This window comes from Streptomyces sp. NPDC104581, assembly GCF_055583685.1.
The window spans coordinates 125,997-147,001 of the sequence record NZ_JBVJNN010000008.1; the positions used below are offsets into that span (position 1 = coordinate 125,997).

Annotated in this window: 19 protein-coding genes; 8 read left to right on the plus strand and 11 right to left on the minus strand. The window is 71.2% G+C overall.

The window, feature by feature from the left end; genetic code table 11:
- Positions 1–179 precede the first annotated feature (179 nt).
- The 3 genes from ACZ61E_RS09815 to ACZ61E_RS09825 all read right to left on the minus strand — a co-directional run bounded on the left by ACZ61E_RS09815 (position 180) and on the right by ACZ61E_RS09825 (position 5,965).
- Positions 180–2,027 carry an outer membrane protein assembly factor BamB family protein gene (locus ACZ61E_RS09815; protein WP_469699032.1) on the minus strand — a complete coding sequence of 616 codons (1,848 nt, stop codon included), beginning with the start codon at positions 2,025–2,027 and terminating at the stop codon, positions 180–182.
- Between the two features lie 64 nt (positions 2,028–2,091).
- Positions 2,092–3,885 (minus strand): outer membrane protein assembly factor BamB family protein, encoded by a 1,794-nt coding sequence (locus ACZ61E_RS09820; RefSeq protein ID WP_469699033.1) that lies wholly within the window; start codon positions 3,883–3,885, stop codon positions 2,092–2,094.
- A gap of 256 nt (positions 3,886–4,141) precedes the next feature.
- The gene (locus ACZ61E_RS09825; protein ID WP_469699034.1) at positions 4,142–5,965 is read right to left on the minus strand and encodes an ABC-F family ATP-binding cassette domain-containing protein; all 1,824 of its coding nucleotides are present in this window, start codon (positions 5,963–5,965) and stop codon (positions 4,142–4,144) included.
- 416 nt (positions 5,966–6,381) lie between these two features.
- Here ACZ61E_RS09825 and ACZ61E_RS09830 point away from each other — a divergent pair, with 416 nt between their 5' ends.
- Complete coding sequence (locus ACZ61E_RS09830; protein WP_469699035.1) at positions 6,382–7,530, plus strand: PQQ-dependent sugar dehydrogenase; 1,149 nt, start codon at positions 6,382–6,384, stop codon at positions 7,528–7,530.
- A 255-nt stretch (positions 7,531–7,785) separates the two neighbouring features.
- Here the strand turns inward: ACZ61E_RS09830 and ACZ61E_RS09835 are convergent, their stop codons facing one another.
- Positions 7,786–8,232 carry an ATP-binding protein gene (locus ACZ61E_RS09835; RefSeq protein ID WP_469699036.1) on the minus strand — a complete coding sequence of 149 codons (447 nt, stop codon included), beginning with the start codon at positions 8,230–8,232 and terminating at the stop codon, positions 7,786–7,788.
- A 218-nt stretch (positions 8,233–8,450) separates the two neighbouring features.
- On the opposite strand from ACZ61E_RS09835, the gene ACZ61E_RS09840 reads away from it, so the two are divergent.
- The 5 genes from ACZ61E_RS09840 (at position 8,451) to ACZ61E_RS09860 (ending at position 11,163) form a co-directional block, all read left to right on the plus strand.
- On the plus strand, positions 8,451–9,305 hold the full coding sequence (locus tag ACZ61E_RS09840) for a helix-turn-helix domain-containing protein (protein ID WP_469699037.1): 855 nt from the start codon (positions 8,451–8,453) through the stop codon (positions 9,303–9,305).
- 11 nt (positions 9,306–9,316) lie between these two features.
- Entirely contained in the window at positions 9,317–9,517 is a 201-nt protein-coding gene (locus ACZ61E_RS09845) for a DUF397 domain-containing protein (RefSeq protein ID WP_469699038.1), read from the plus strand.
- 255 nt (positions 9,518–9,772) lie between these two features.
- Positions 9,773–10,153, plus strand: coding sequence for a hypothetical protein (locus ACZ61E_RS09850; RefSeq protein WP_469699039.1), 381 nt, complete (start codon positions 9,773–9,775; stop codon positions 10,151–10,153).
- 45 nt (positions 10,154–10,198) lie between these two features.
- A complete protein-coding gene (locus ACZ61E_RS09855) occupies positions 10,199–10,399 on the plus strand; it encodes a DUF397 domain-containing protein (RefSeq protein WP_469699040.1) in 201 nt (66 codons plus the stop codon).
- A 149-nt stretch (positions 10,400–10,548) separates the two neighbouring features.
- Positions 10,549–11,163 (plus strand): DinB family protein, encoded by a 615-nt coding sequence (locus ACZ61E_RS09860; protein WP_469699041.1) that lies wholly within the window; start codon positions 10,549–10,551, stop codon positions 11,161–11,163.
- A 51-nt stretch (positions 11,164–11,214) separates the two neighbouring features.
- Here the strand turns inward: ACZ61E_RS09860 and ACZ61E_RS09865 are convergent, their stop codons facing one another.
- The 3 genes from ACZ61E_RS09865 to ACZ61E_RS09875 form a co-directional block, all read right to left on the minus strand.
- Positions 11,215–12,723, minus strand: coding sequence for a DUF4246 domain-containing protein (locus ACZ61E_RS09865; RefSeq protein ID WP_469699042.1), 1,509 nt, complete (start codon positions 12,721–12,723; stop codon positions 11,215–11,217).
- A gap of 85 nt (positions 12,724–12,808) precedes the next feature.
- Positions 12,809–13,522, minus strand: coding sequence for an alpha/beta fold hydrolase (locus ACZ61E_RS09870; protein ID WP_469699043.1), 714 nt, complete (start codon positions 13,520–13,522; stop codon positions 12,809–12,811).
- 58 nt (positions 13,523–13,580) lie between these two features.
- Positions 13,581–14,576, minus strand: a complete 996-nt coding sequence (locus ACZ61E_RS09875) for an MBL fold metallo-hydrolase (protein WP_469699044.1) — start codon at positions 14,574–14,576, stop codon at positions 13,581–13,583.
- 148 nt (positions 14,577–14,724) lie between these two features.
- Between ACZ61E_RS09875 and ACZ61E_RS09880 the strand changes: the two genes are divergently transcribed.
- Positions 14,725–15,720, plus strand: coding sequence for a LysR family transcriptional regulator (locus ACZ61E_RS09880; protein WP_469699045.1), 996 nt, complete (start codon positions 14,725–14,727; stop codon positions 15,718–15,720).
- Positions 15,717–16,649, plus strand: coding sequence for a serine hydrolase (locus ACZ61E_RS09885; protein WP_469699046.1), 933 nt, complete (start codon positions 15,717–15,719; stop codon positions 16,647–16,649). The genes ACZ61E_RS09880 and ACZ61E_RS09885 overlap by 4 nt, the downstream gene beginning before the upstream one ends.
- Positions 16,650–16,867: 218 nt before the next feature.
- On the opposite strand, the gene ACZ61E_RS09890 is transcribed toward ACZ61E_RS09885, so the two are convergent.
- From ACZ61E_RS09890 to ACZ61E_RS09905, 4 genes are read right to left on the minus strand one after another with little or no spacing between them, the layout of a single operon-like run.
- Positions 16,868–17,680, minus strand: coding sequence for a hypothetical protein (locus ACZ61E_RS09890; protein ID WP_469699047.1), 813 nt, complete (start codon positions 17,678–17,680; stop codon positions 16,868–16,870).
- Positions 17,680–18,666: a 4-(cytidine 5'-diphospho)-2-C-methyl-D-erythritol kinase gene (locus ACZ61E_RS09895; RefSeq protein WP_469699125.1), complete on the minus strand. Its 987-nt coding sequence runs from the start codon at positions 18,664–18,666 to the stop codon at positions 17,680–17,682. The genes ACZ61E_RS09890 and ACZ61E_RS09895 overlap by 1 nt, the downstream gene beginning before the upstream one ends.
- A gap of 26 nt (positions 18,667–18,692) precedes the next feature.
- Positions 18,693–19,601, minus strand: coding sequence for a 16S rRNA (adenine(1518)-N(6)/adenine(1519)-N(6))-dimethyltransferase RsmA (gene rsmA / locus ACZ61E_RS09900; RefSeq protein WP_469699048.1), 909 nt, complete (start codon positions 19,599–19,601; stop codon positions 18,693–18,695).
- Positions 19,598–20,809 carry a ubiquitin-like domain-containing protein gene (locus tag ACZ61E_RS09905; RefSeq protein ID WP_469699049.1) on the minus strand — a complete coding sequence of 404 codons (1,212 nt, stop codon included), beginning with the start codon at positions 20,807–20,809 and terminating at the stop codon, positions 19,598–19,600. Before ACZ61E_RS09905 ends, rsmA begins: the two co-directional genes overlap by 4 nt.
- Between the last annotated feature and the right edge of the window lie 196 nt (positions 20,810–21,005).

Consider the following 21,005-nt stretch of genomic DNA (forward strand, 5'->3'; position numbering starts at 1 on the left):
CAACCCACACGTTCGGCCGGGACCCCGCGCCCCCACACGGGTAAAAAGCCTCCCACTTGTCAAGTCCGCCACGTTCAGGCACGAACGCGCCCGCCGGACGGGCCGCGGTCGCGGCCCGTCCGGCGATCGGGGACATCTGGTCCACGGGGCGCACCCGGTGAACTCGGCGGCTCGCCCCGTCAGTTCGTGGTGAACGCCACCACGAGGTACTCCTTGCGGTCCTTGCTGTACTCGCTCGGCTTGCTGATCAGCGTCTCCGAGGTGTACATCCGGCCGCCGCCGAAGCGGATCTCCGCGCCGTCGAGCGAGAAGCTGGTCTCCGCCTCACGGACGGACTCCTCGGACGGGTTCTCCATGAGAACCGTCTCCTTGAAGGTGCCGCCGTCGATGGAGACGATCTGTCCGCCCTTGTCGTACGGGGGCCACTTGTACGCGATGATGTTCGACCCGTCCATGCGCAGCGGGTACATCGCGTAGCGCTCGCCCGCGTCGGCCCGGTCGGTCGTGGCCTTGCCGGTCGCGAGGTCGAAGGAGACGATCTCGTTGGTCTGGCCGTACTCGTCGCCGGTGCCCTCGTGCTCCTCGGTCGGCACGTAGATCCTGTCGTTTCCGACGGCGAGCTTGGTGCACTGCTCGACCTCGGTGGAACCGCACCGGCCCGCGTACTTGTCCGCGTCCACGGGGATCTTGGCGCGCAGCTTGCCGGTCTTCTCGTCGATGGAGAAGAAGTCCGAGATGCCGCTGCCGTCACCGGCGGTGTCGCCCACGTCGGCCGCGACGACCAGTGGCTTGGTGGAGACGACGGAGACGTACTCGACGCCCGCGGGCATCTTGAACTTGGAGATCGGCGTGCCGTCGGTCGGCTTGACGGTCTCGATCGTCACCGTCGGGTCGTCGTACGAGCCGCACTTGCGGGCCGCGACGAGGGCGGGGCCGCCGCCGTAGCCCATGTCGTAGCAGCCCTCGGCGTTGACGTCGGGCTTCCACAGGTTGTCGCCGGTGGTGAGGTCGAAGGCGGCGCCGCCGTCGGTGCCGCCGACCGCGACGGTCTTGCCGCTGAGGGTGACCTCCCGGAAGGCGGCCTTGTCGTCACCGGAGTTGCCGCCCGTGACCGACTCGGTCCACAGCAGCGCGCCCTTGTCGAGGTCGATCGCGCCGACCTCGGTGCAGGAGACGTACTTCTCCTTGGCGGTCGGCTTGCTCGCGGCGAAGACGACGGCGGTCTTGTTGTCCTCGGTGGCGTGGCGCGAGGCCGCGCAGACCTGGCCGGGCAGCGGGATGGTCCAGAGCTGCTTGCCCGTGTCCGCCTCGTAGCCGACGATCTGGTTCACACCGGTCTTGACGTACGCCTTGTCGGTGAGCCACGAGCCGGACACGTCGGTGATGTCGCCGACCTTGGGCTGCGGAAGCTGGAAGGCGACCTTCGACTTGTTGTTCGCCGGGGGCTTCTCCGTACCGCCGCCGAGGGACTTCTCGTTCCCGCCCTCCTTGTCACCGCCCTTGGTGTCGGACGTCTTGGCCTGGTCGTCCTTGTCGTCGCCGCTGGAGGCGAAGTACACGCCACCGCCGACGATCAGGACGACGGCGACGACCGCGGCGATGATGATCTGCGCCTGTGTGCTGACCTTCTTGCCGCCGGGGGCACCCGGCCCGCCGGGGGCGCCGGGTCCGCCCGGACCCGGCTGGTTGTACGGCTGGCCCGGCTGCTGCGGGTAGCCGTACGGGGACTGCCCCTGCTGGGGGTAGCCGTACTGCGGCTGACCCATGGGCTGCGTCGGCGGCTGCTGCGGGTACTGGCCGCCCTGCTGCGGGTAGCCGTACTGCGGCTGACCGGGCTGCTGGGCCGGCTGCTGGCCCGGGGCCGTCTGCGGATAGCCGTAGCCGGGCTGCTCGGGCGGCGGCGTCGGCGCGCCGAATCCGCCGGGGGGCGGCTCGGTCGGTGCGCCGAAGCCCCCGGCCGGCGGCTCCTGCGGCTTGCCGAACCCTCCCTGCGGGGGCTCGTTGGGCGGCTGGGGTGGCTGGGTCATGGCGTGCTTACCTCGAAAGGGGTGAGTATGCGTACGGAGCGGAGTCGGAGAGACACGGAGTGTGTCACTTGCCGAAGGCCATCATGGTCTTCGTCTCCATCTCGGCCTTGTCGTCACTGGCGCTGACCCGGCCGCTGGTCACGTAGAACCGCCCGCCCACGTAGTCCAGTTGGCTGTCGTAGAACGAGCTCTCGATCTGGGCGGTGGACTGCGGGTTCTTGAGCAGCACCTTCGGGGCGCCGCCGGTGGGCGCCAGGGTCGCGACGGCGCCGCCCTTGTCGTACGACGGCTCGAAGTAGAGGAGCACGTTCGCGCCCTCCATCCGCAGCGGCGTCATGACGCGCTCGGCCGGGGCCTTGGCGCGCCACTTGGCCTTGCCGGTGTCGAGGCTGAAGGCGATGACCTCGTTGGTGCCGGACGAGCCGGTCTCGCTGGGCTGCGTCGCCATGTAGAACGTGCTCGCGTCGGCGGCGACACCGGTGCAGCCGTCCAGGTTGGCGCCGAAGACGATGAAGCCGCCGCCGCACTTGGGCTGGAACTTGTCCTTGCCGCCGTCGATCTGGGAGCGCACGGTGCCGTTGTCGTTGAGCGCGACGATGGCCCAGGACTTCTTGTCGGGCTCCGTCAGCGACAGGACGATCGGATCACTCGAATAGACCTTGTCGAGTTCCCAGTTGGTCTTGAGCTTGTAGGTCCACTTGGCCTTGCCGGTGACCGGGTCGAGCTCCTGGACCTGGTTCTGCTGCTTGCCCACGGCGCCGCCGGGGCACGACTCGGCGGCGATCATCCTGGGGCCGCTGGAGATCGCGTCGGGCTGGCACTCGCCGGCCACCTCGTCGAAGAGCACCTTGCCGTCGCTCATCCGGAAGGCGTTGGCGTGCCCGGTGCGTGCGGCGGTGACGGTGTCGCCGTTGATGGCGAGGGTGATGTCGGAGAGGAAGTCGAAGTTGCCCTGCTGCTTGAGCGTCTGCTTCCAGCCGCCCTTGCCGGTCTTGAGGTCGACCTGCTGGAGTACGGCGCAGTCGGACTTCTCCGAGACACCGTCCTTGATCCCGAGGACGATCTTGCCGTCGGCCGTGGCCACCGTGGGCGCCGCGCACATCTCGGCGGGCAGGGTGAGGCTCCACTTCTGCTTGCCGTCCGCGGCGCCGTACCCGACGACCTTCTTGTACATGGCCTTGACGACGATGTCGCCGGCGAACCACGGGCCGTACACGTCGGCGCCGTTCTTCGGCAGGTCGACGTCGTTCTTCTGGAGCCACAGGATCTTCGACTCGCCGTCCTTGCGGCCGGCGTTGAGGTCGTCCTGCGCCTCGCGTCCGCCGCCGGTGCCGTCACCGGTGTCGGGCTCGTCGTCGGAGCCCTTGCCATCGGGCTTGGTGTCGTCGTCCTTCTTGCTGACCTTGCTCTTGCCGCCGTCGTCGTCACCGCTGACGAGGAACCAGGTGCCGCCGCCGATGACGAGCAGACCCGCGACCGCCGCGGCGATCACGACGCCGGGCTTCTTCTTGAAGAAGTTGCCGCCGCCGTTCCCGCCGGGGGGCGGGGTGGGCGCGCCGGGGTACTGCTGGGGCGGGTAACCGCCGCCACCGCCGTACGGGTTGGCCTGCTGGCCGTACGGTCCCGGCTGGTTGTAGGGGCCGGGCTGGCCGTACGGACCGGGCTGGCCCGACTGCGAGCCGTACGGGCCGGGCTGGTTGTACGGTCCGGGCTGGGCCGGCGGCTGGCCGGGGACGGGCGGCGTCTGCGGATAGCCGTAGCCGGGCTGCGCCTGCGGCGGCCCCTGCGGATATCCGTATCCCGGCTGCTGGCCCGGCTGCTGGCCCGGCGGCGGTGGCTGGCTGGGCGGCTGGGTCATCAGCGCTTCCCCCTTGTCGTACGGTCCTTCGTCCGGTCGGTCTCCCCCGCTGTTCCGGCGGCGGGAGGGCCGGCTGTCGAAAGTCGGCCGTGCCGGCGGAACGGAGCGATCCGGGCTTGGGAATCCGCAGTGTCACGTCAGTCGAGCGGGCCTTCTTTGTATCACTCGCACCCTTGTACGGGACGGGCCGGTCCTCCCCTGTTCCCAAGGGAGAACCGGCCCGTGATGCGGTTGTTACGAGGCCTGTGCGGGACCTCTACGCGTCCTCGGCGAGCTCCAGCCAGCGCATCTCCAACTCATCGCGCTGCGCGGTGAGTTCACGCAACTCGCTGTCGAGTTCGGCCACCTTGTCGAAGTCTGTTGCGCTTTCGGCGATCTGTCCGTGAAGGGCGCTCTCGCGCGTGGACATCTTGTCGAGCTGCCGCTCGATCCGCTGGAGTTCCTTCTTCGCGGCGCGGTTGTCCTTCGCGGACGCGGCGGGAGCGGCCGTCGTGGCCGGCGCCCCGGACCCGGCACCGGAGCGCGCCGCGGCGGGCGCCGACTCCACTGCTTTGCGGCGCCGTTCCAGGTACTCGTCGATACCGCGCGGGAGATGGCGCAGGGCGGCGTCGCCGAGGAGCGCGTACACCTTGTCCGTCGTGCGCTCGATGAAGAACCGGTCGTGGCTGATGACGACCATCGAGCCCGGCCAGCCGTCGAGGAGGTCTTCGAGCTGGGTGAGCGTCTCGATGTCGAGGTCGTTCGTCGGCTCGTCGAGGAACAGCACGTTGGGCTCGTCCATCAGCAGCCGCAGGATCTGGAGCCGGCGCCGCTCGCCGCCGGAGAGATCGCCGACGGGCGTCCACTGCTTGTCCTTGCCGAAGCCGAACTGCTCGCAGAGCTGCCCGGCGGTCATCTCCCGCCCCTTGCCGAGATCGACCCGGTCGCGCACCTGCTGAACGGCTTCCAGCACCCGCAGGGTGGGCCGCAGTTCACCGACCTCCTGCGAGAGGTACGCCAGCTTGACGGTCCGCCCGACGATCACCTTCCCGGCCTCGGGCTGGACGTCCCCCTGGGTACGGGCCGCGTCCGCGAGCGCGCGCAGCAGCGAGGTCTTGCCCGCGCCGTTGACGCCGACGAGGCCGACCCGGTCGCCGGGGCCGAGCTGCCACGTCAGATGCCTGAGCAGCACCTTGGGCCCGGCCTGGACGGTCACGTCCTCCAAGTCGAAGACGGTCTTGCCGAGCCGGGCGTTGGCGAACTTCATCAGCGCCGAGTTGTCGCGGGGCGGCGGCACGTCCGCGATCAGCTCGTTGGCAGCCTCGATGCGGTAGCGCGGCTTCGAGGTACGGGCCGGCGGGCCGCGCCGCAGCCACGCCAGCTCCTTGCGCACCAGGTTCTGCCGCTTGGACTCCTCGGTGGCGGCGATGCGCTCGCGCTCGGCGCGGGCGAAGACGTAGTCGGAGTAGCCGCCCTCGTACTCGTGCACCGCACCGCGCTGGACGTCCCACATCCGCGTACAGACCTGGTCCAGGAACCACCGGTCGTGGGTCACGACGACGAGCGCGGAACGGCGCTCGCGCAGATGCCGGGCGAGCCAGGAGATGCCCTCGACGTCGAGGTGGTTGGTGGGCTCGTCGAGGACGATCACGTCCTGCTCGGCGATGAGCAGCTTGGCGAGCGCGATACGGCGCCGCTCGCCACCGGACAGCGGCCCGATGACCGTGTCGAGCCCCTGCGGGAACCCGGCCATGTCGAGCCCGCCGAACAGCCCGGTGAGGACGTCCCGGATCTTGGCGTTCCCGGCCCACTCGTGATCGGCGAGGTCCCCGATCACCTCGTGCCGCACGGTGGCGGCGGGGTCGAGCGAGTCGTGCTGCGTGAGCACGCCGAGCCTGAGCCCGCCGCTGTGCGTGACCCGCCCGGTGTCGGCCTCCTCCAGCTTGGCGAGCATCCGGATGAGGGTGGTCTTCCCGTCCCCGTTCCGCCCGACGACACCGATCCGGTCCCCTTCGGACACCCCGAGGGAGACCCCGTCGAGCAGCGCCCGGGTGCCGTACACCTTGGTGACTGCCTCGACATTGACCAGATTGACGGCCATTTCACTCCTGTACGGACGGCTGGATCGACGTCCCAGGGTAGTCGGAGCGAGGGGTGGGGTGCGGGGGCGGTCCGCCCCCCGCGGCAGGCGGGGCCCGGCGCCGGTAATTCGGACAGAGGCGAACAGGACGGAGCATTGGTCTAGGCCAACCACCCGTGTCTCTGTATTCTCATGCGTGCCCGGCAGCACTCGATCAACCGGGCCCCCGTTCGACCGCCCCTGCCCGCTCATGTGGCGGGGCGCGCACACCCTCCCCCGTAGCTCCCGGTGGCACGGGAGGTACCCCCGCGTCATCGGCCGGTACGACCGGTCCCACTCCCTCCGCCACCTCGCGATCGAACTCACCAGCCCCGCTCGCCGATCCGGCCCGACCGACACGGTTTCCCCGATCGACAGGACACCCCCAAGGAGTCACGGTGAAATTTCGCACCAGAAGCTCGGCGATCATCGGCACCATCTCCCTCCTCGCCTCCCTCGCACTGACCACGGCCTCCGCCGACGAGCCGCGCGGGCCGCGGCCGGCGGCCGACGTGAAGCTCACGGAAGTGGCCAAGGCCCAGAACCCCATCGCGGGCGCCGCCGGCCCCCGCGGCACGGTCTGGATCGCCGAACGCGCGGGCACCGTACGGGTCCTGACGGAGAACGGGCTCAGCAGGCCCGTCCTCGACATCTCCGCCGAGACCACCACCGACGGCGAACGCGGCCTGCTCGGCGTCGCGTTCGACAAGCGTCTCGCGCACTTCTACATCTCCTACACGGACCTCGAAGGCACCAGCACCATCGACGAGATCGCCCTGCGCAACGGCAAGCTCCAGCCGCAGACCCGGCGCACCGTCTTCACCCAGACGCAGCCGTACGAGAACCACAACGGCGGCGACATCAAGTTCGGCCCCGACGGCTACCTCTACATCGCGCTCGGCGACGGCGGCGCGGGCGGCGACCCGCACGGCAACGGGCAGAAGCTCGACACCCTGCTCGGCAAGATCCTGCGGATCGACCCGGCGGGCGGCAGGCACAGCGGCAAGCCCTACACGATCCCGCGGAACAACCCGTTCGTGAACGACCCGAACGCGAAGGACGAGATCTGGGCGTACGGGCTCCGCAACCCCTGGCGCTTCTCCTTCGACGCCGGCACGGGCGACCTGCTGATCGCCGACGTCGGCCAGAGCGACTGGGAGGAGATCGACTGGGCCCCGGCCAGGAGCAGGGGCGGCGAGAACTACGGCTGGGCCTCCATGGAGGGCACCCACCCCTTCCGGGGCGGCACCGAGCCGGCGAACCACACGCGGCCGGTCTTCGAGTACGACCGCACCGGACTCGGCTGCGCGGTCACCGGCGGCTACGTCTACCGCGGCGACGCGATCCCGGCCCTCAGAGGCCAGTACCTCTACAGCGACTACTGCGACGGCACGGTCCGCACCCTGAAGCTGAAGAACGGCAAGGTGACCGGCCAGAGCGACCTCGGCGTCACCAACGGCGAGGTCATCTCCTTCGTGCAGGACGGCGACGGCGAGCTGTACGTACTCGCCATCGGCGGCAGCGTGTCGCGTATCGACCCCGCGTAACCGGAACGGTTCCGGGCCCGGTGCGACGTCCGGCACCGGGCCCGGCCGCGTCGTATCTTCGGCGACGCCGACGAGATGCGCGCCGGAGCCGCCGTCCGCGTCCGGCCGAAGCGACGTACGGCGTACGCCCACTCCTCCGAGTCCGGTCACACGCGGTCCGCCTCGCGGTGCCGGATCCTCGCCCGGCACACACCAGCCCGGCGGCGAGGGCGCCGAGGCCGCCGGCGGCGAGGACGAAGTCCCACGCGAGGCGCGTCACGCGGCGCACCGGCGGGCGAGGGTGAACCAGACGGCCTTGTACGTGGGCGAGCAACCGCCGTAGATGGTGAGCCCCCAGGCGCGGGCAAGGCTCTCGACGAGCCGGAGCCCCTGCCCGCCCTCCTGTACGACCCCGGCCTGCGACTCCCCGCCCGGCACGGGCAGGACCCAGGGGTTGTCGTCACGGACGTACACGGTCGCCTGCCTCCGGTTGACAACGGCCTCGACCCGGATCTGCCGGGTCCGGGTGTGCCGATGGGCGTTGGTGACCAACTCGCTGACGCAGAGCCGGGCGTCGTCCACGAGGGGGGCGTACCCGCTGACATCGAGCAGCGAGGCGACGAACTCCCGCGCGAGGCGCGGCGCGTGGTCGGCGCTGGGCACGGTCAGCCGGTAGCTTTCGCCGCCGTGGTGGGGGGTGGGGGTGGGGGTCACGGGTGGCATGTCGGGGTCTCCCTGTGCCGGGCCGGGTGCGCGCAGCTCGCCATGCGTGGCAATGGCCGCCGAAACGGCTGCACTTCGGTCTTACTGACGTGCGACGCGATGCTCCGGATACCATAGGGGGCATATATGCCACTAGGCAAGTTGGCCACTGGTGCTGGAGCAAGTGGACCGGTGACAGCGATCCGCGCGAGAATGCGCAACGGACAGGAGAAGGTGACATGCCACCGAGGGACAACCCGACCGCACGACAGGCCCGCCTTGGTGGGGAGTTGCGGAAGCTTCGCGACCGTGCGGGAAGGACCGCCCGCGAGGCCGCCGGTCTCATTTCGACCGATCAGGCCAAGATCAGCCACATGGAGGCGGGTCGGATCGGGGTCAGCGAAGAACGCATTCGCAAGCTGGCCGCGTTTTACGCTTGCGACGACACACCTCTGATCGAGGCCCTGTGCGACATCGCCCGAGAGCATCGCGGCCAGTACTGGTGGGACGAGTACCGGGGCATCCTGACGCCCGGCTTTCTGGACATCGCCGAACTCGAGCACCATGCGATTCACTTGGCATGCCTGCAACCGACCACCGTCCCGGGCGTCTTGCAGACGGAGCCTTACGCGCGGACGCTGTTCGCCGGCGTTCTGCCGAAACTACCCGATGACGAGTTGCAGGCCCGGGTCGAGCACCGCATGAGACGCCAGACGATCTTCGATCGCGACAAGCCCCCGGCCTTCGAGACCCTCATTCATGAAGCCGCGCTTCGCATGCGGGTCGGCGGCCGGGCGATCGCGCGCGAACAGCTCGAACATCTCCTTGAGGCGTCCGAACGCCCGGGAGTGACACTGCGGGTGATTCCGTTCACCAGCGAAGACTTCATCGAGATGAGCCAGACCGTGCTGTACGCAGGCGGGCCGGTCGCCCAACTCGATACCGTTCACATCGACGCCCCCTTCGGTGGCCGCTTCACGGACGCCGCCGCCGATCTCAACAGATATCGGATGCTGCTCGACTCTGCCGAGCGGGCTTCCCTTGAGCCCGACGAGTCGCGCAGTTTCATCCATCACATCGCTCGAGAATTGTGAGACGCATAGGCATGAGCCCAGAGATCACGTGGCAGAAGTCGTCATTCTCGGGCGGCGGAGGTGAGCAATGCGTCGAGATCGCCGAGCACAACGGCGCCATCCTCCTTCGCGAGAGTGACGACCCGAACGTAGTTACCACCACCAGCCGGGACAAGTTCGCGGCGTTCATCGCCGGCGTCAAGGCCGGCGAGTTCGACCACTTCGCCAACTGACCCGGCTCGACCTGCGGTTGAAGCCCCTCCGTCCATGCGACGGAGGGGCTTTCGGCATCAGACTGAAAAACATGCTCCGGTGCACACTTGCCACCAGGCCGCGCGTGACGCTACGGTCACTGCGCGTCGCCTGGACACGGCCACCTCGGCAAGGCCGTGCTCAGGGGTGACGCCGCAAGGGTCGCCCCTGCCCGCCCGCTCCTCATGCCGGCGGCTGGGCAGGGGTGATCGCGCCATCCGCCGGAAGGCCCACCCATGCACCAGCCCGCAGCCTCGCCATGCCCGGAGACCGAAATCCGCTACTGGTGGGAGCACGTCGCGTACCGTTCGCTCACCGCTGCGGGCTCGGAGATCGACAAGATCGAGCGCCACTCCGCCCGCACCCCCGCCGAGGCAATCCGCCAGATCCGGCATTCCGTCCGCGCCCTCGTCGCCACGCTCTCACCCGAAGAGCGCCAACGCGCCCTCGGTTGGGCCGAGGGCGGCGGCTGTGTGGGAGCCGTCGCCGCCCTGCACCGGGGCGAACCGTGCGGGTTCTCACTCAGCCACCCCAGCGCCTGGCTGGAGTGGACGGTGCACCCGTACTACGCGTTCCACACCCCCGCGGCGCGCCGGCTCCCCCTCGTACCGCGCTGAACGCAACCGGCGCACCACAACACTCACAGAAAGCGAGCCACCGTCATGACCAGCCCCATCACCTGGCAGAAGTCCTCGTTCTCGGGCTCCGACGCCGAGATCAAGTGCGTCGAACTGGCCCACGTGGACGGCCGGATCCTCCTCCGGGAGAGCGACGCGCCGGACACGGTCGTCACCACCGACCGGGACAAGCTGCGCGCCTTCCTCCTCGGGGTGAAGGCCGGCGAGTTCGACCACCTGGTCTGACCCGCCCGGCGGAACCACATGAGCAGGGCCGGACCCGGACCACACCGCACCGCACCGCACCGCACCGCGGTAGCCGGTTCGGCCCTCCCACCTGAACCAACCCGGCCGGCCCGGCCGGGTTGTCGGTGCCGGGTGGGAGACTGCCCGGCATGATCGAACCCAACGCGACGGCAGAACCGCTGAAGGCGGACCTTCTCCAGTACCTCCAGTCCGCCCGTGACGCCCTGCTGTGGAAGCTCGACGGCCTCTCGGAGTACGACGCCCGCCGCCCCCTGACACCCACCGGGACCAATCTGCTGGGGCTGATCAAGCATGTCGCCTCGGTGGAGATCGGCTACTTCGGCGAGACGTTCGGACGGCCGTTCTTCGACGCGGGGCGGGTGCCCGTCTGGCACACGGACGACGCCGAGGCCAACGCGGACATGTGGGCCACCGCCGAGGAGTCGCGCGACGAGATCGTGGGGCTGTACCGGCGGGCGTGGGAACACACCGGGGCCACGGTCGCCGCTCTGCCGCTCGACGCGACCGGCCGGGTCGCGTGGTGGCCCGAGGACCGGAACGAGGTCACGCTGCACCGCATCCTGGTCCATGTGATCGCCGACACCACCCGGCACGCGGGGCACGCCGACATCGTGCGCGAACTCGTCGACGGGACGGTGGGGATGCGGAAGGGCAACGACAACATGCCTCCCGGCGACCGGGCCTGGTGGTCGGCCTACCGGGACCGGGTGGAGGAGACGGCCCGGAGGGCCGGGAACGGCTGAGCCCGGCCGGGGCGGCGGACGGACGTGCCGCCCACCGCCCCGCCTCAGTGCTCAGTGTTCGCAGAGGGAGAATTCCCGTTCGTAGAGCTGCTCGTTGTGCTCGTCGACGAAGAACTTGCGTTCCCGCATGAGCTGTTCGCGGTACTCCTGGGCCTGTTCGAGCGTCATGGTCGAGGTGTCGGACCAGGGCTGCTGCGGCGGCACGTCGGAGGTCGAGACGATCGTCTCCGACGGGTCGACCAGGAAGAACGCGAGGATCTTGCGATGCCCCGGGCGGGTGGGGTCCGCGAGGCGGAACGAACCGACGCGGTGCTGGAGGATGTTCGGGAACGCCAGGCAGCGGCCGGCCGGGGTCGTGGCCGATCCCAGCGTCTGGTTCAGCGCGTCCTCGTCCTCCAGGCCGTAGACGTCGCGCAGACCGTTGTCGTCGTTCTGTTCGTACTCCGGGTCGTCGAGTGCCGCGCGGAAGCTCAGCGTGCTCTCGGTGATGTTCTCGCTGTCCCAGTAGTAGATACCGGTCGAGACGATCCGCTCGTTCATCATCCCTTCGACGTGCCAGGAACCGCCGGCGTACTCGGGCTTCTCCGGCGTGAGATGAATGGTGGCGAGCTTGACGATGACCTGGAGGCGCCGGCCGCGCAGGTCGACCCGGTCGGAGTCGCCCAGTGGCTCGGGCGGGGTGAAGACCGGGGCGTCCGGGACGACCGGACGGCGGTTCTCCCACCAGTCGTCCGTGGCCACCTCCCACGCGCGGACGGCTTCCAGGTAGACCGCGTCGTCGTCGTAGGAGGACTTGTCCGGATGCCGCGGCTTCGAGTCGTACCACCCGTAGGGGTCCGCCTCGATCCGCGGGGGCCGTGGGCGGCGCAGATCGGTGAGCACGTTCTCCAGCAGCGGGCGCATGCGCGCGAACAGCTCCGGCAGGACGGCGGCCAGTTCACGGTGGGTCTCGGGGTGGACGTTGTTGACGTACGAACGGAAGGCGACGGCACCGTCGTCGCTCACGTCGACGTCCGTGGGCAGCCACTGGAACTTCTCGGAGAACTCGTGCTTCGAGTACCGGTCCGTCGGATTCCGCCAGGCCCGCTCGTGATCCCCGGATGCCTCTCTCACCAGGCAGAACAGTGAGGGATGAACCAGATCCAGCACCTGCCCGTCCGAGCCGGGGTGCCAGTCCCGCGCCGCTTCGGGGACCTCTTCCAGCACCCGGACCGCCTCGCGCAGCCGGGACCGGAGGCCGTCGTCGACCAGGGTGTCCGACTGCCACACCCCGTCGACGGCGGAGACCTCGACACCGGTTCGTCCGTCCCGCAGCCCGGCGTAGTGCCGGAGTTCGGCGAGCACGTAACGGACCTGCGCTTCCGTGAGGCCCTGGCCGGCCGCTTCCCGCGACCATCTGGCGGCGATCCCGGCATCGTTCATCTTGTCGAACCACCGCGCCTTGGCCCGGATGTGAGAGCTGCACCGCATCATCTCCAGTTCCCGCAGCGTCCGCGGTGTCGCGAACGATATGGAACGGGAGGAGTGAAAGGGCAGCGGGAAAGCAGACAGGCCGGTCAATTCTCTCGGTCCTCCGAGTCGGTGTGCGGTGGCGGGAAGACTACTTCAGCGGACTGACACTCAAGTCCCTTGCGGAGCACCGGAGTCAGAGGTCGAGCAGGATCCGGGACAGCTCGTGCGGCTGCGAGAACATCGGCCAGTGGCCCGTGTTCATCTCCACCAGGCGCCAGTGCGGGCTGCTGAGCAGTTCGGTGACCTCGGGGCTCGGCTCGGGCCAGTCCAGCAGGCATTTGATGTACGTCGCCGGGAGCCCGGCCAGTGGTCGTTCCAGCCCGGCCCGGTCGGTCAGGGTGGCGCCCGGGTGCGGAGTGGCACCGGCGACGAAGTGGGTGATCCGCTCGTCCGTCAGGCCCTGGCCCGCGCACTCGGCCGCGGTCGGCGGCGGCCAGAAGCCGCCGCTCGCGGCGATCGCCGCCTCCACCGCCGCCCGGCCGTCCGGCCAGCCGGAGACGAACGACTCGCCGTCCACCGGCACGTTCGAGTCGACGAACACCACACGGGACAGCCGGTCGCCGATGCGCTCGGCGGCCAGGCCGGCCGGAATGCCCGAGTAGCTGTGGCCGACCAGCACGACATCGCGCAGGTCCAGCCGCTCGACCGTCCCCACGATGTCCCGGACGTGGGTCTCCAGCCCGACGGGTCCTTCCGGCTCCCCGTCCCGCTTCTCCTGTGCCCGCTCGGCGAGGCCGGACAGCGTCAGCGCGTGCGCCTCGTGCCCGGCGGCGCGCAGCTCGGGCACCACCTCGTCCCACGCCCATGAACCGAGCCACGCGCCTGCCACCAGTACGAATCGAGTCATGCCCGGAATCTAACGCGGGGGTCTGACAACCGGCCCCCGGACATGACCGTCCGCGCCGTCAGAGACTCAGCGTCTCCAGGTGGTCCAATTTCACGAACCGCGCCTTCGGGCTCGCCTCGCGCACGGCGTCGCGCAGCGCGCCGAGCCCGCCCCAGTCCACCGCGGGCTCGTCCAGCGGCTCGTCGAAGTCGTCCCAGTGCGTCGGTACGACGTAGGCGGGGTGCCCCAGCAGTTCGAGCAGCCGGGGTACGTAGCCGGGCACGTTGGCCCCGCCCGGCTGGATCATCACGAGATCCGCGCGTATCCCTTCGAGGTCGTGCTCGCTGAAGTTGGACGACCCGAAGTTGACGATGTCGAAGCCGTTGACGCTGATCACGTACGACAGGCTGCCACCCTCGACCAGGTCCGCGATCGTCTCCGGGGGCTTCGGCACCTGCCCAGGCCGGGTGCCGGCGAACGCGACGCGGGGGTGCTCGCCGCCCATGGAGTGCAGCGACCGTACGACCTGCACGGAGTAGCCCTTGTACTGAAGGCGCTCGCCGCCCGACACCACCGACAGCTGCTTCTCCGGGGCGCCCATCGCGCGCATGGTGTTCACATGGCTCTCGGTGCCGAAGACCGTGGCGCCGGTGGTCCCCGCGAGGTGCGGGACGTCGGTCATGTGGTCGTAGTGCCCGTGCGTGACCAGGATCTGGTCGGCGCGCAGCCCGTACCTGTCGATCACCCCGGTGTCGACCTCGATCGGCGTCTCCGGGGCCGCGCCGGCCTCGGAGTAGGTGCCGGTCCAGAAGCGGGTGAGCCAGGGGTCGATCAGGACGGTGGCGGCCGTGTCACCGGCGCCGATCCGGATCTCCCAGCCGTTGTTGCCGAGCCAGCGCAGCCGCAGATCACCGGGCGGCGCCGCCCGGTCGGCGGAGGGGCGCGCCGACGGGCCGGCGCTCGCGCTGCCGGCGGCCGTCGCGGCCACCCCGGCACCGACCGCCGCCGAGGCGCCCAGCAGCCCCCGCCGGGTCATGAGGTTCGATCGCTTGCTCTCGGTCCTGCCCTTGTTCATCGCGCGTCAGTGCCCTTCGTCGTACGGCCGGCTCCCCCGGAGGGAGCGGCCGGTGTGGCGAACAGGACGGGATCACAGCACGCGCACGGCGGCCCGGTCCAAGACCCTGACCTCCCGCGACTCATATCGAGCCCGATATCGTCGCAGCGTGGACCTGTTGCGACAGCTGCGTCACTTCACCGTGGTGGGCGAGGAACTGCACTTCGGCCGGGCGGCCGAACGCCTCGGCATGGCGCAGCCGCCGCTGAGCCAGCGCATCCGCGAACTGGAGCGGGAGCTGGGCGCGGAACTCTTCGACCGCTCACGCCGGCAGGTGCGGCTGACCCCGGCCGGCGCGGTCCTCCTCGACGAGGCCCGTGAGCTGCTCGCCGGTGTGGCGCGGATGCGGGAGCGGGTGGGCAGGGCGGGGCGCGGCGAGTACGGCACGCTGCGGGTGGGGGTGCCGCCGGAGCTGCCGGGCAGCGTACTGGGGGCCGTACTGACCGAGTTCGCCGCGCTGGCGCCCGAAGTCCGCCTGGAGCTGCGGGAGTTCACCACGGCCGAGCAGCTGGAGCTGCTGGCCGGGCACGGTCTGGACGCGGGGCTCGTCCACCATCCGCTCGATCCGGCCGCCGGTCTGGACAGCGGCCCCGTGATCGAACCTCCGCTGGGGGTGGTGCTGCCGCGCGTCCCGCCGCTCGCCGGAGAGCCGGCCTCCGGCGGTGACATCACACTCGCAGAGCTGGCGGGCCGGGCACTGGTCACGCATCCGCGCGAGGCGGCGCCCGCGCTGTACGACGCGACGCTCGCGGCCTGCCGTGACGAGGGCTTCCATCCGGTGCGGGTGTCGGCGGCGCGCAGCCCCGAGGTGATGCTCGGTCTGGTCATCGCCGGGCACGGGGTCGCCTTCAGCCATCCGGCGATCGCGCGGAAGGAACCACGGGTTGTCTGGCGTCCGCTGGCGCTCCGCGCGCCGCTGTGGCGGCTGGTCTTCGCCTGGCCGGCGCGGGCTCCGCACCCGGCGGTGGGTCCGCTGGTACGGGCGGCGACCGGGATTCTGCGCGGGCACGAGGGCGGCGCCCTGGCTTCGTCCGGACCGGGTGCCGGGCCCGCTCCCCGGCCCTGGAACGCGGTGTACGAGCGGTCATGGGACGAGCGGTCGTGAACGGAACGGACATCACACACATCGACGCGCTCCCCCCCAGGTTCGAACTCCTCGGCGCCCGGCTGTGGTTGCACGCCCGCTGCGTCGACTGCGGGCGCGCGGCCGGCCACGCGGAGGACGAGCCCGTGGTGCTGGCCTCCGTCGTCAAGGTGCTGCTGGTGCTGGAGTTCTTCCGGCAGGCCGCCGCCGGGCAGCTCGATCCGGCCGAACGGGCCGTCGTACGCGCGGCGAACCGGCTCGGCGGTACGGGAACGGCCGGCTTCCACGACGACGTGGAGCTGAGCCTGCGCGATCTCGCGCTCATGACGATGTCCGTGAGCGACAACACCGCCGCCGATCTTCTCTTCCGCCGCGTCGGCCTCGACACGGTACAGGCCCTGGCCCGTCAACTCGGCCTGGAGCGGGCGCAGGTGACGGGCGCCCCGCGCGAGGTGCTGGAGACGATGCTGGAGGACCTGGGGGCGGCCGACGCGGACACGTTCGCGTCGGCGTTCGCCGCGCTGCCCGCCGAGGAGGTCCACCGGCTGCGCGCCCTGGACCCGGCGCGTACGACGAGCGCGACTCCGCGTGAGATGACCCGGCTGCTGAGCCTGGTGTGGAACGACCGGGCGGGGGCGGCGGCAGCCTGCGCGGGCGTCCGCGACCTCATGGCGCAGCAGGTGAACGGCGCCCGGCTGGGCGCCGCGTTCGACCGCTTCACGACGGTGGCGGCGAAGAGCGGCACGCTGCCGGGCGTACGCAACGAGATCGGCGTCGTCACCCACCCCGACGGCGCGCGCCACGCGGTCGCCGTCTTCACCCGCGCCGCCTCCCTCTCCACCCGCCGCCCGGACCTCGACACGGCGATCGGCGCGGCGGCGCGTGAGGCGGTGGAGAGGCTGCGGGGATGCTGCGAACGGGCGGACCTGCCGAGCCCGCCCGGCGACTGACGACGAACCACCTGCCGGGCGGCCCCGGCGAACCAGCCGGCGTGACATCCGCCGGGTCCACACGGAACCACCAGGAGTCCGCGTTGACCGCCGTACCGCGAGTCGATCCCACCGAACTGCGCGTCGGCCCCACCCCCGCCGGGCACCCCGGCCCCGATCTGCGTCCCTGGCGCGGCGGCGAGTGAGCGAGGTGCGGGGGGGGGGAGGTCGGGGACGGCTCAGGAGTCGTCGTCCGGGCTCGCAGGGACCGCCGTGAGTACCGTTCCGGCGTGTGCCCGGCCGAAGCGGCACAGCTCCGGGAAGTCGAAGATCACGGCCGCTCCGCCGTCCATCTCGCGAAGGTCGGCCAGAGCCCCGTCGTCGGGGAGCGCGGCGGCCGCGGACCGGATGACCGGGTCCGGGCTCGTCCGTGCCTCGACGGCGGGGATCGTGGGAACCCTGGGCGCGCTCCGGTGGGGCTCCGTCCAGGTCTCCGTGAAGGCGGAGTCGAACGCGTGCGGGTCTCCCCCGGCGTCCGCCAGGGCTTCGCGCAGGCAGCCGGCCGTGCGGTGCAGCCAGGCGTGCGGTGAACTGTCCAGCCGCGTCGTGTCGTTGTCGTCCCAGAAGATGAACACCGGCCCCCAGGCACCGGTTTCACGGTCGACGTCCACATAGGTGAAGCCGCCGCCCGAGTCGAGACGGACGAAGCGGTGGGTGCCGGGGCCGCCGGCCTGCTCCACGTACCAGCTGCCGTCCCCGCCCATGGGGTGGGTGCCTTCGTTGAGCGAGGCGTCGAAGTCGATCTCCGAGAAGAGGAAGGCGCCGTCGTCCTTCCGGCGGCCGAAGGCGATCCGGATGCCGCCAACTGCGCGCAGCAGTACGCGGATCTCTTCCGGCACCGGCGCGGCCCACGCGTCCATCCGGGCGTCGGAGAGGCCGGGGCGGAGCTGCACGAGCCCGCCGGAGCCCTCCGCGATCTCCCGGAGCAGCGCGATCAGCGGCTCGGTGGCGATGGCGGTGCCGGCGGCGGTGCCGGAGTCCGAACCGGCCATCAGGACACCACCCGCGCCCCGGCGGCCGGTGACGAGGTCAGCCGTGCCGTACGGCAGTCGCCCGACGACAGCAGGGCCTCGGCCACCGTCCGCGCCGACTCCTCGTCCTTCGTCAGGAACGCGGTCGTCGGGCCCGAGCCCGAGACCAGGGCCGCCAGCGCGCCCGCCGCCGTGCCCGTGGCGAGGGTCGTCGCGAGGGACGGGCGCAGAGAGAGGGCGGCCGGCTGGAGGTCGTTGGTCAGGGTGGCGGCCAGGGCCGTCGCGTCGCCCGTGCTCAGGGCCGCGAGCAGGGCGGGGTCGGCGGCGGGGGGCGGGACGTCGGCGCCCGCGGTGAGGCGGTCGAACTCCGCGTACACCGCCGGGGTCGACAGCCCGCCGTCGGCGACCGCGAACACCCAGTGGAACGTGCCGCCGACGTCCAGGCGCGTCAGCCGCTCCCCGCGCCCGACGCCGAGCGCCGCCCCGCCCAGCAGGCTGAACGGCACATCGCTGCCCAACTCGGCGCAGATGGCGAGCAGTTCGGCCTCGGACGAGCCCAGCGACCAGAGCGCGTCACAGGCGAGCAGTGCTCCGGCGCCGTCCGCGCTGCCGCCCGCCATGCCGCCCGCGACGGGGATGTCCTTGTCGATGTGGATATGGACGCGCGGCTCGATCCCGTGGCATTCGGCGAGCGCGATCGCCGCACGCGCCGCGAGGTTCGTGGTGTCCAGCGGGACCTGGTGGGCGTCCGGGCCGGCGCAGGTGACGCGCAGTTCGTCGGCCGGGGTCACCGTGATCTCGTCATGGAGACCGACCGCGAGGAAGACGTTGGCGAGGTCGTGGAAGCCGTCGGGGCGCGCGGCGCCCACCGCGAGCTGGACGTTGACCTTGGCCGGTACGCGTACGGTCACCGCCTTCCCGTTCCCGGCTCGCACCCCGGCAGCCGCCCCCGCACCGCTCACGTCCGTGCCCTCCACGCCCGTCCCCCCCACGTCCGCGCCCCGCATGGCCGCCCCTGTCACTTCGGCGCCGTTCACGCCCCCGCCCCCTTCGACTCCGCGATCCGTGCGAACTCCTCCACCGTCAGCGACTCGCCGCGTGCCCGCGGCGAGATCCCCGCCGCGACCAGCGCCGCCTCCGCCGCCGGCGCCGATCCGGCCCAGCCCGCGAGCGCCGCCCGCAGCGTCTTGCGGCGCTGTGCGAAGGCCGCGTCCACGACCGCGAAGACCTCGGTCCGCGACGCGGTCGTCGTGAGCGGTTCGGCGCGCCTGACGAGCGAGACGAGCCCGGAGTCGACGTTCGGCGCGGGCCAGAACACGTTACGGCCGATGGCACCGGCGCGCTTGACCCGCGCGTACCAGTTCGCCTTCACCGACGGCACGCCGTACACCTTGTTGCCCGGCGTCGCCGCGAGCCGGTCCGCGACCTCCGCCTGGACCATGATCAGGGTGCGTTCGATCGTCGGGAAGTGCTCCAGCATGTGGAGCAGGACGGGCACGGCGACGTTGTACGGAAGGTTCGCCACCAGCGCCGTGGGTGCCGGGCCCGGCAGCTCGCGCACCTGCATCGCGTCCGAGTGGACGAGGGAGAAGTCTCCGGCGCGGGCAGGCGTCCGGGCCTCGATGGTGCGCGGCAGGGCGGCGGCGAGGACGTCGTCGATCTCGACGGCCGTCACATGACCGGCCGCCTCCAGCAGCGCCAGTGTCAGCGAGCCGAGCCCGGGGCCCACCTCCACCACCACGTCGTCGGGCCGTACGTCCGCGGTGCGGACGATCCGGCGCACGGTGTTGGCGTCGATGACGAAGTTCTGGCCGCGCTGCTTCGTGGGGCGCACACCCAGGGCGGCGGCCAGCTCGCGGATGTCCGCGGGGCCGAGGAGGGCGTCGGAGACATCGGGGGCGTCAGGGACGCCCGAGGCGTCGGGGGGCTCTGTGGTGCTCACCCGTGCAGCCTACGGCCGCAGTGCGGCCACGGACTCGCCCCCCTTCGCACATAGAGCTTCTTCGCCCGGTACGTCTGCTCACCGGCCGACGCGTCCTGCGGGCGTCCGCTGCCGCCGAGGGAGCGCCAGGTGCCGGAGTCGAACTGGTAGAGCCCGCCGTACGTCCCCGAGGGGTCGACCGCGTCCGGCCGCCCGCCCGACTCGCAGGCGGCGAGGGCGGCCCAGTCGAGGCCGTCGGCGCCCGCGACGGAGGACGGGCGCCGCTTCGTACCGAACCTGACCCGCTCGGTGACGGGCGCGCGGACGATCTTCTCGGCGACTCTGCGCGGCTTCCCCTCGACGCCGTTGACGGCGCGCACCGCGTAGGTGAGGCGGCGCGTCCCCGGTTCGCCCCGGACGGTGACGATCCGGGTGCCGGTGAGGATCGAGGCGTCCGGGGTGCGTTCGACGTCGTACGGGATCGCCTCCTCGCGCACGATCTCGTCGGTGGTGATACGCATCACGGTGATGGTCTGACCGTCGCGCGGGAAGCTGTCGGGGCGCGCCGAGGTGGTGTCCTCGCCGTGCAGGGTGATCCCGGCGCCGGCCAGGGCGTCGCGTACGGTCGCGGCGGTCGTACGGACGGTGTGCTCGCGCCCGTCGGCCATGAACGTCACGGTGCGCTCCGTCAGGACGTCCAGGGCCAGACCGCCGCGGGGGATCGCGGAGGAGCGCGAGACGGAGAGGAACGCGCCCTGCGCGCGTACGCCGAGCTGACGCAGCGCGCCGTCGACCGTGTCGGCGGTCGTCCAGATCTGCCGGCGCCGGCCGTCGACGGTGAGCATGACGGGGCGGCCGTGGCGGACCACCACCGCGTCGCCGTTGGCGAGTTCGGCACCGCGGCCGGGGGCGACGAGATCGTGCGGGCCGATCTTCACGCCCTCGTCGGCGAGGAGTTCGTCCACGTCGTCGGCGAAGGTGTGGAGCGTGCGCGGGGCGCCGTCGACGCGGAGTTCGACCTCCTTGTCGTTGGCGACGAACGCCGACGTGCCGCCGGCCAGGAAGGCGACGACGAGGGCCTGCGGGACGAGACGGCGGCGGGAGGCCCGGCCGGGCCCGTACCCCGTCCCCGTCCCCTTCCCCTGCCCTTGAACCTGCCCCTGGCCGTGGCCCTGGCCGTGCTCGTGCTCGTGCCGTCCGGCACGCTGACTGCTCTGCGCATTGGTCACGACGCTCGACGCTCCACAAGTCGGTCCGGGCCCCCGATGCCCGGCGGACACTAGCGGAGCGGCGGTCACTCTCCAAAGCAGCACGACTACCAGGGGTGACTATTCGAGTCCCCGTCGTACCCGCCGGGAGACACCGGGAGACACCCAGAGACACCGGGACGCACCGAGCGCGCCGGAGCGCGCCGCCGGGCGGGAG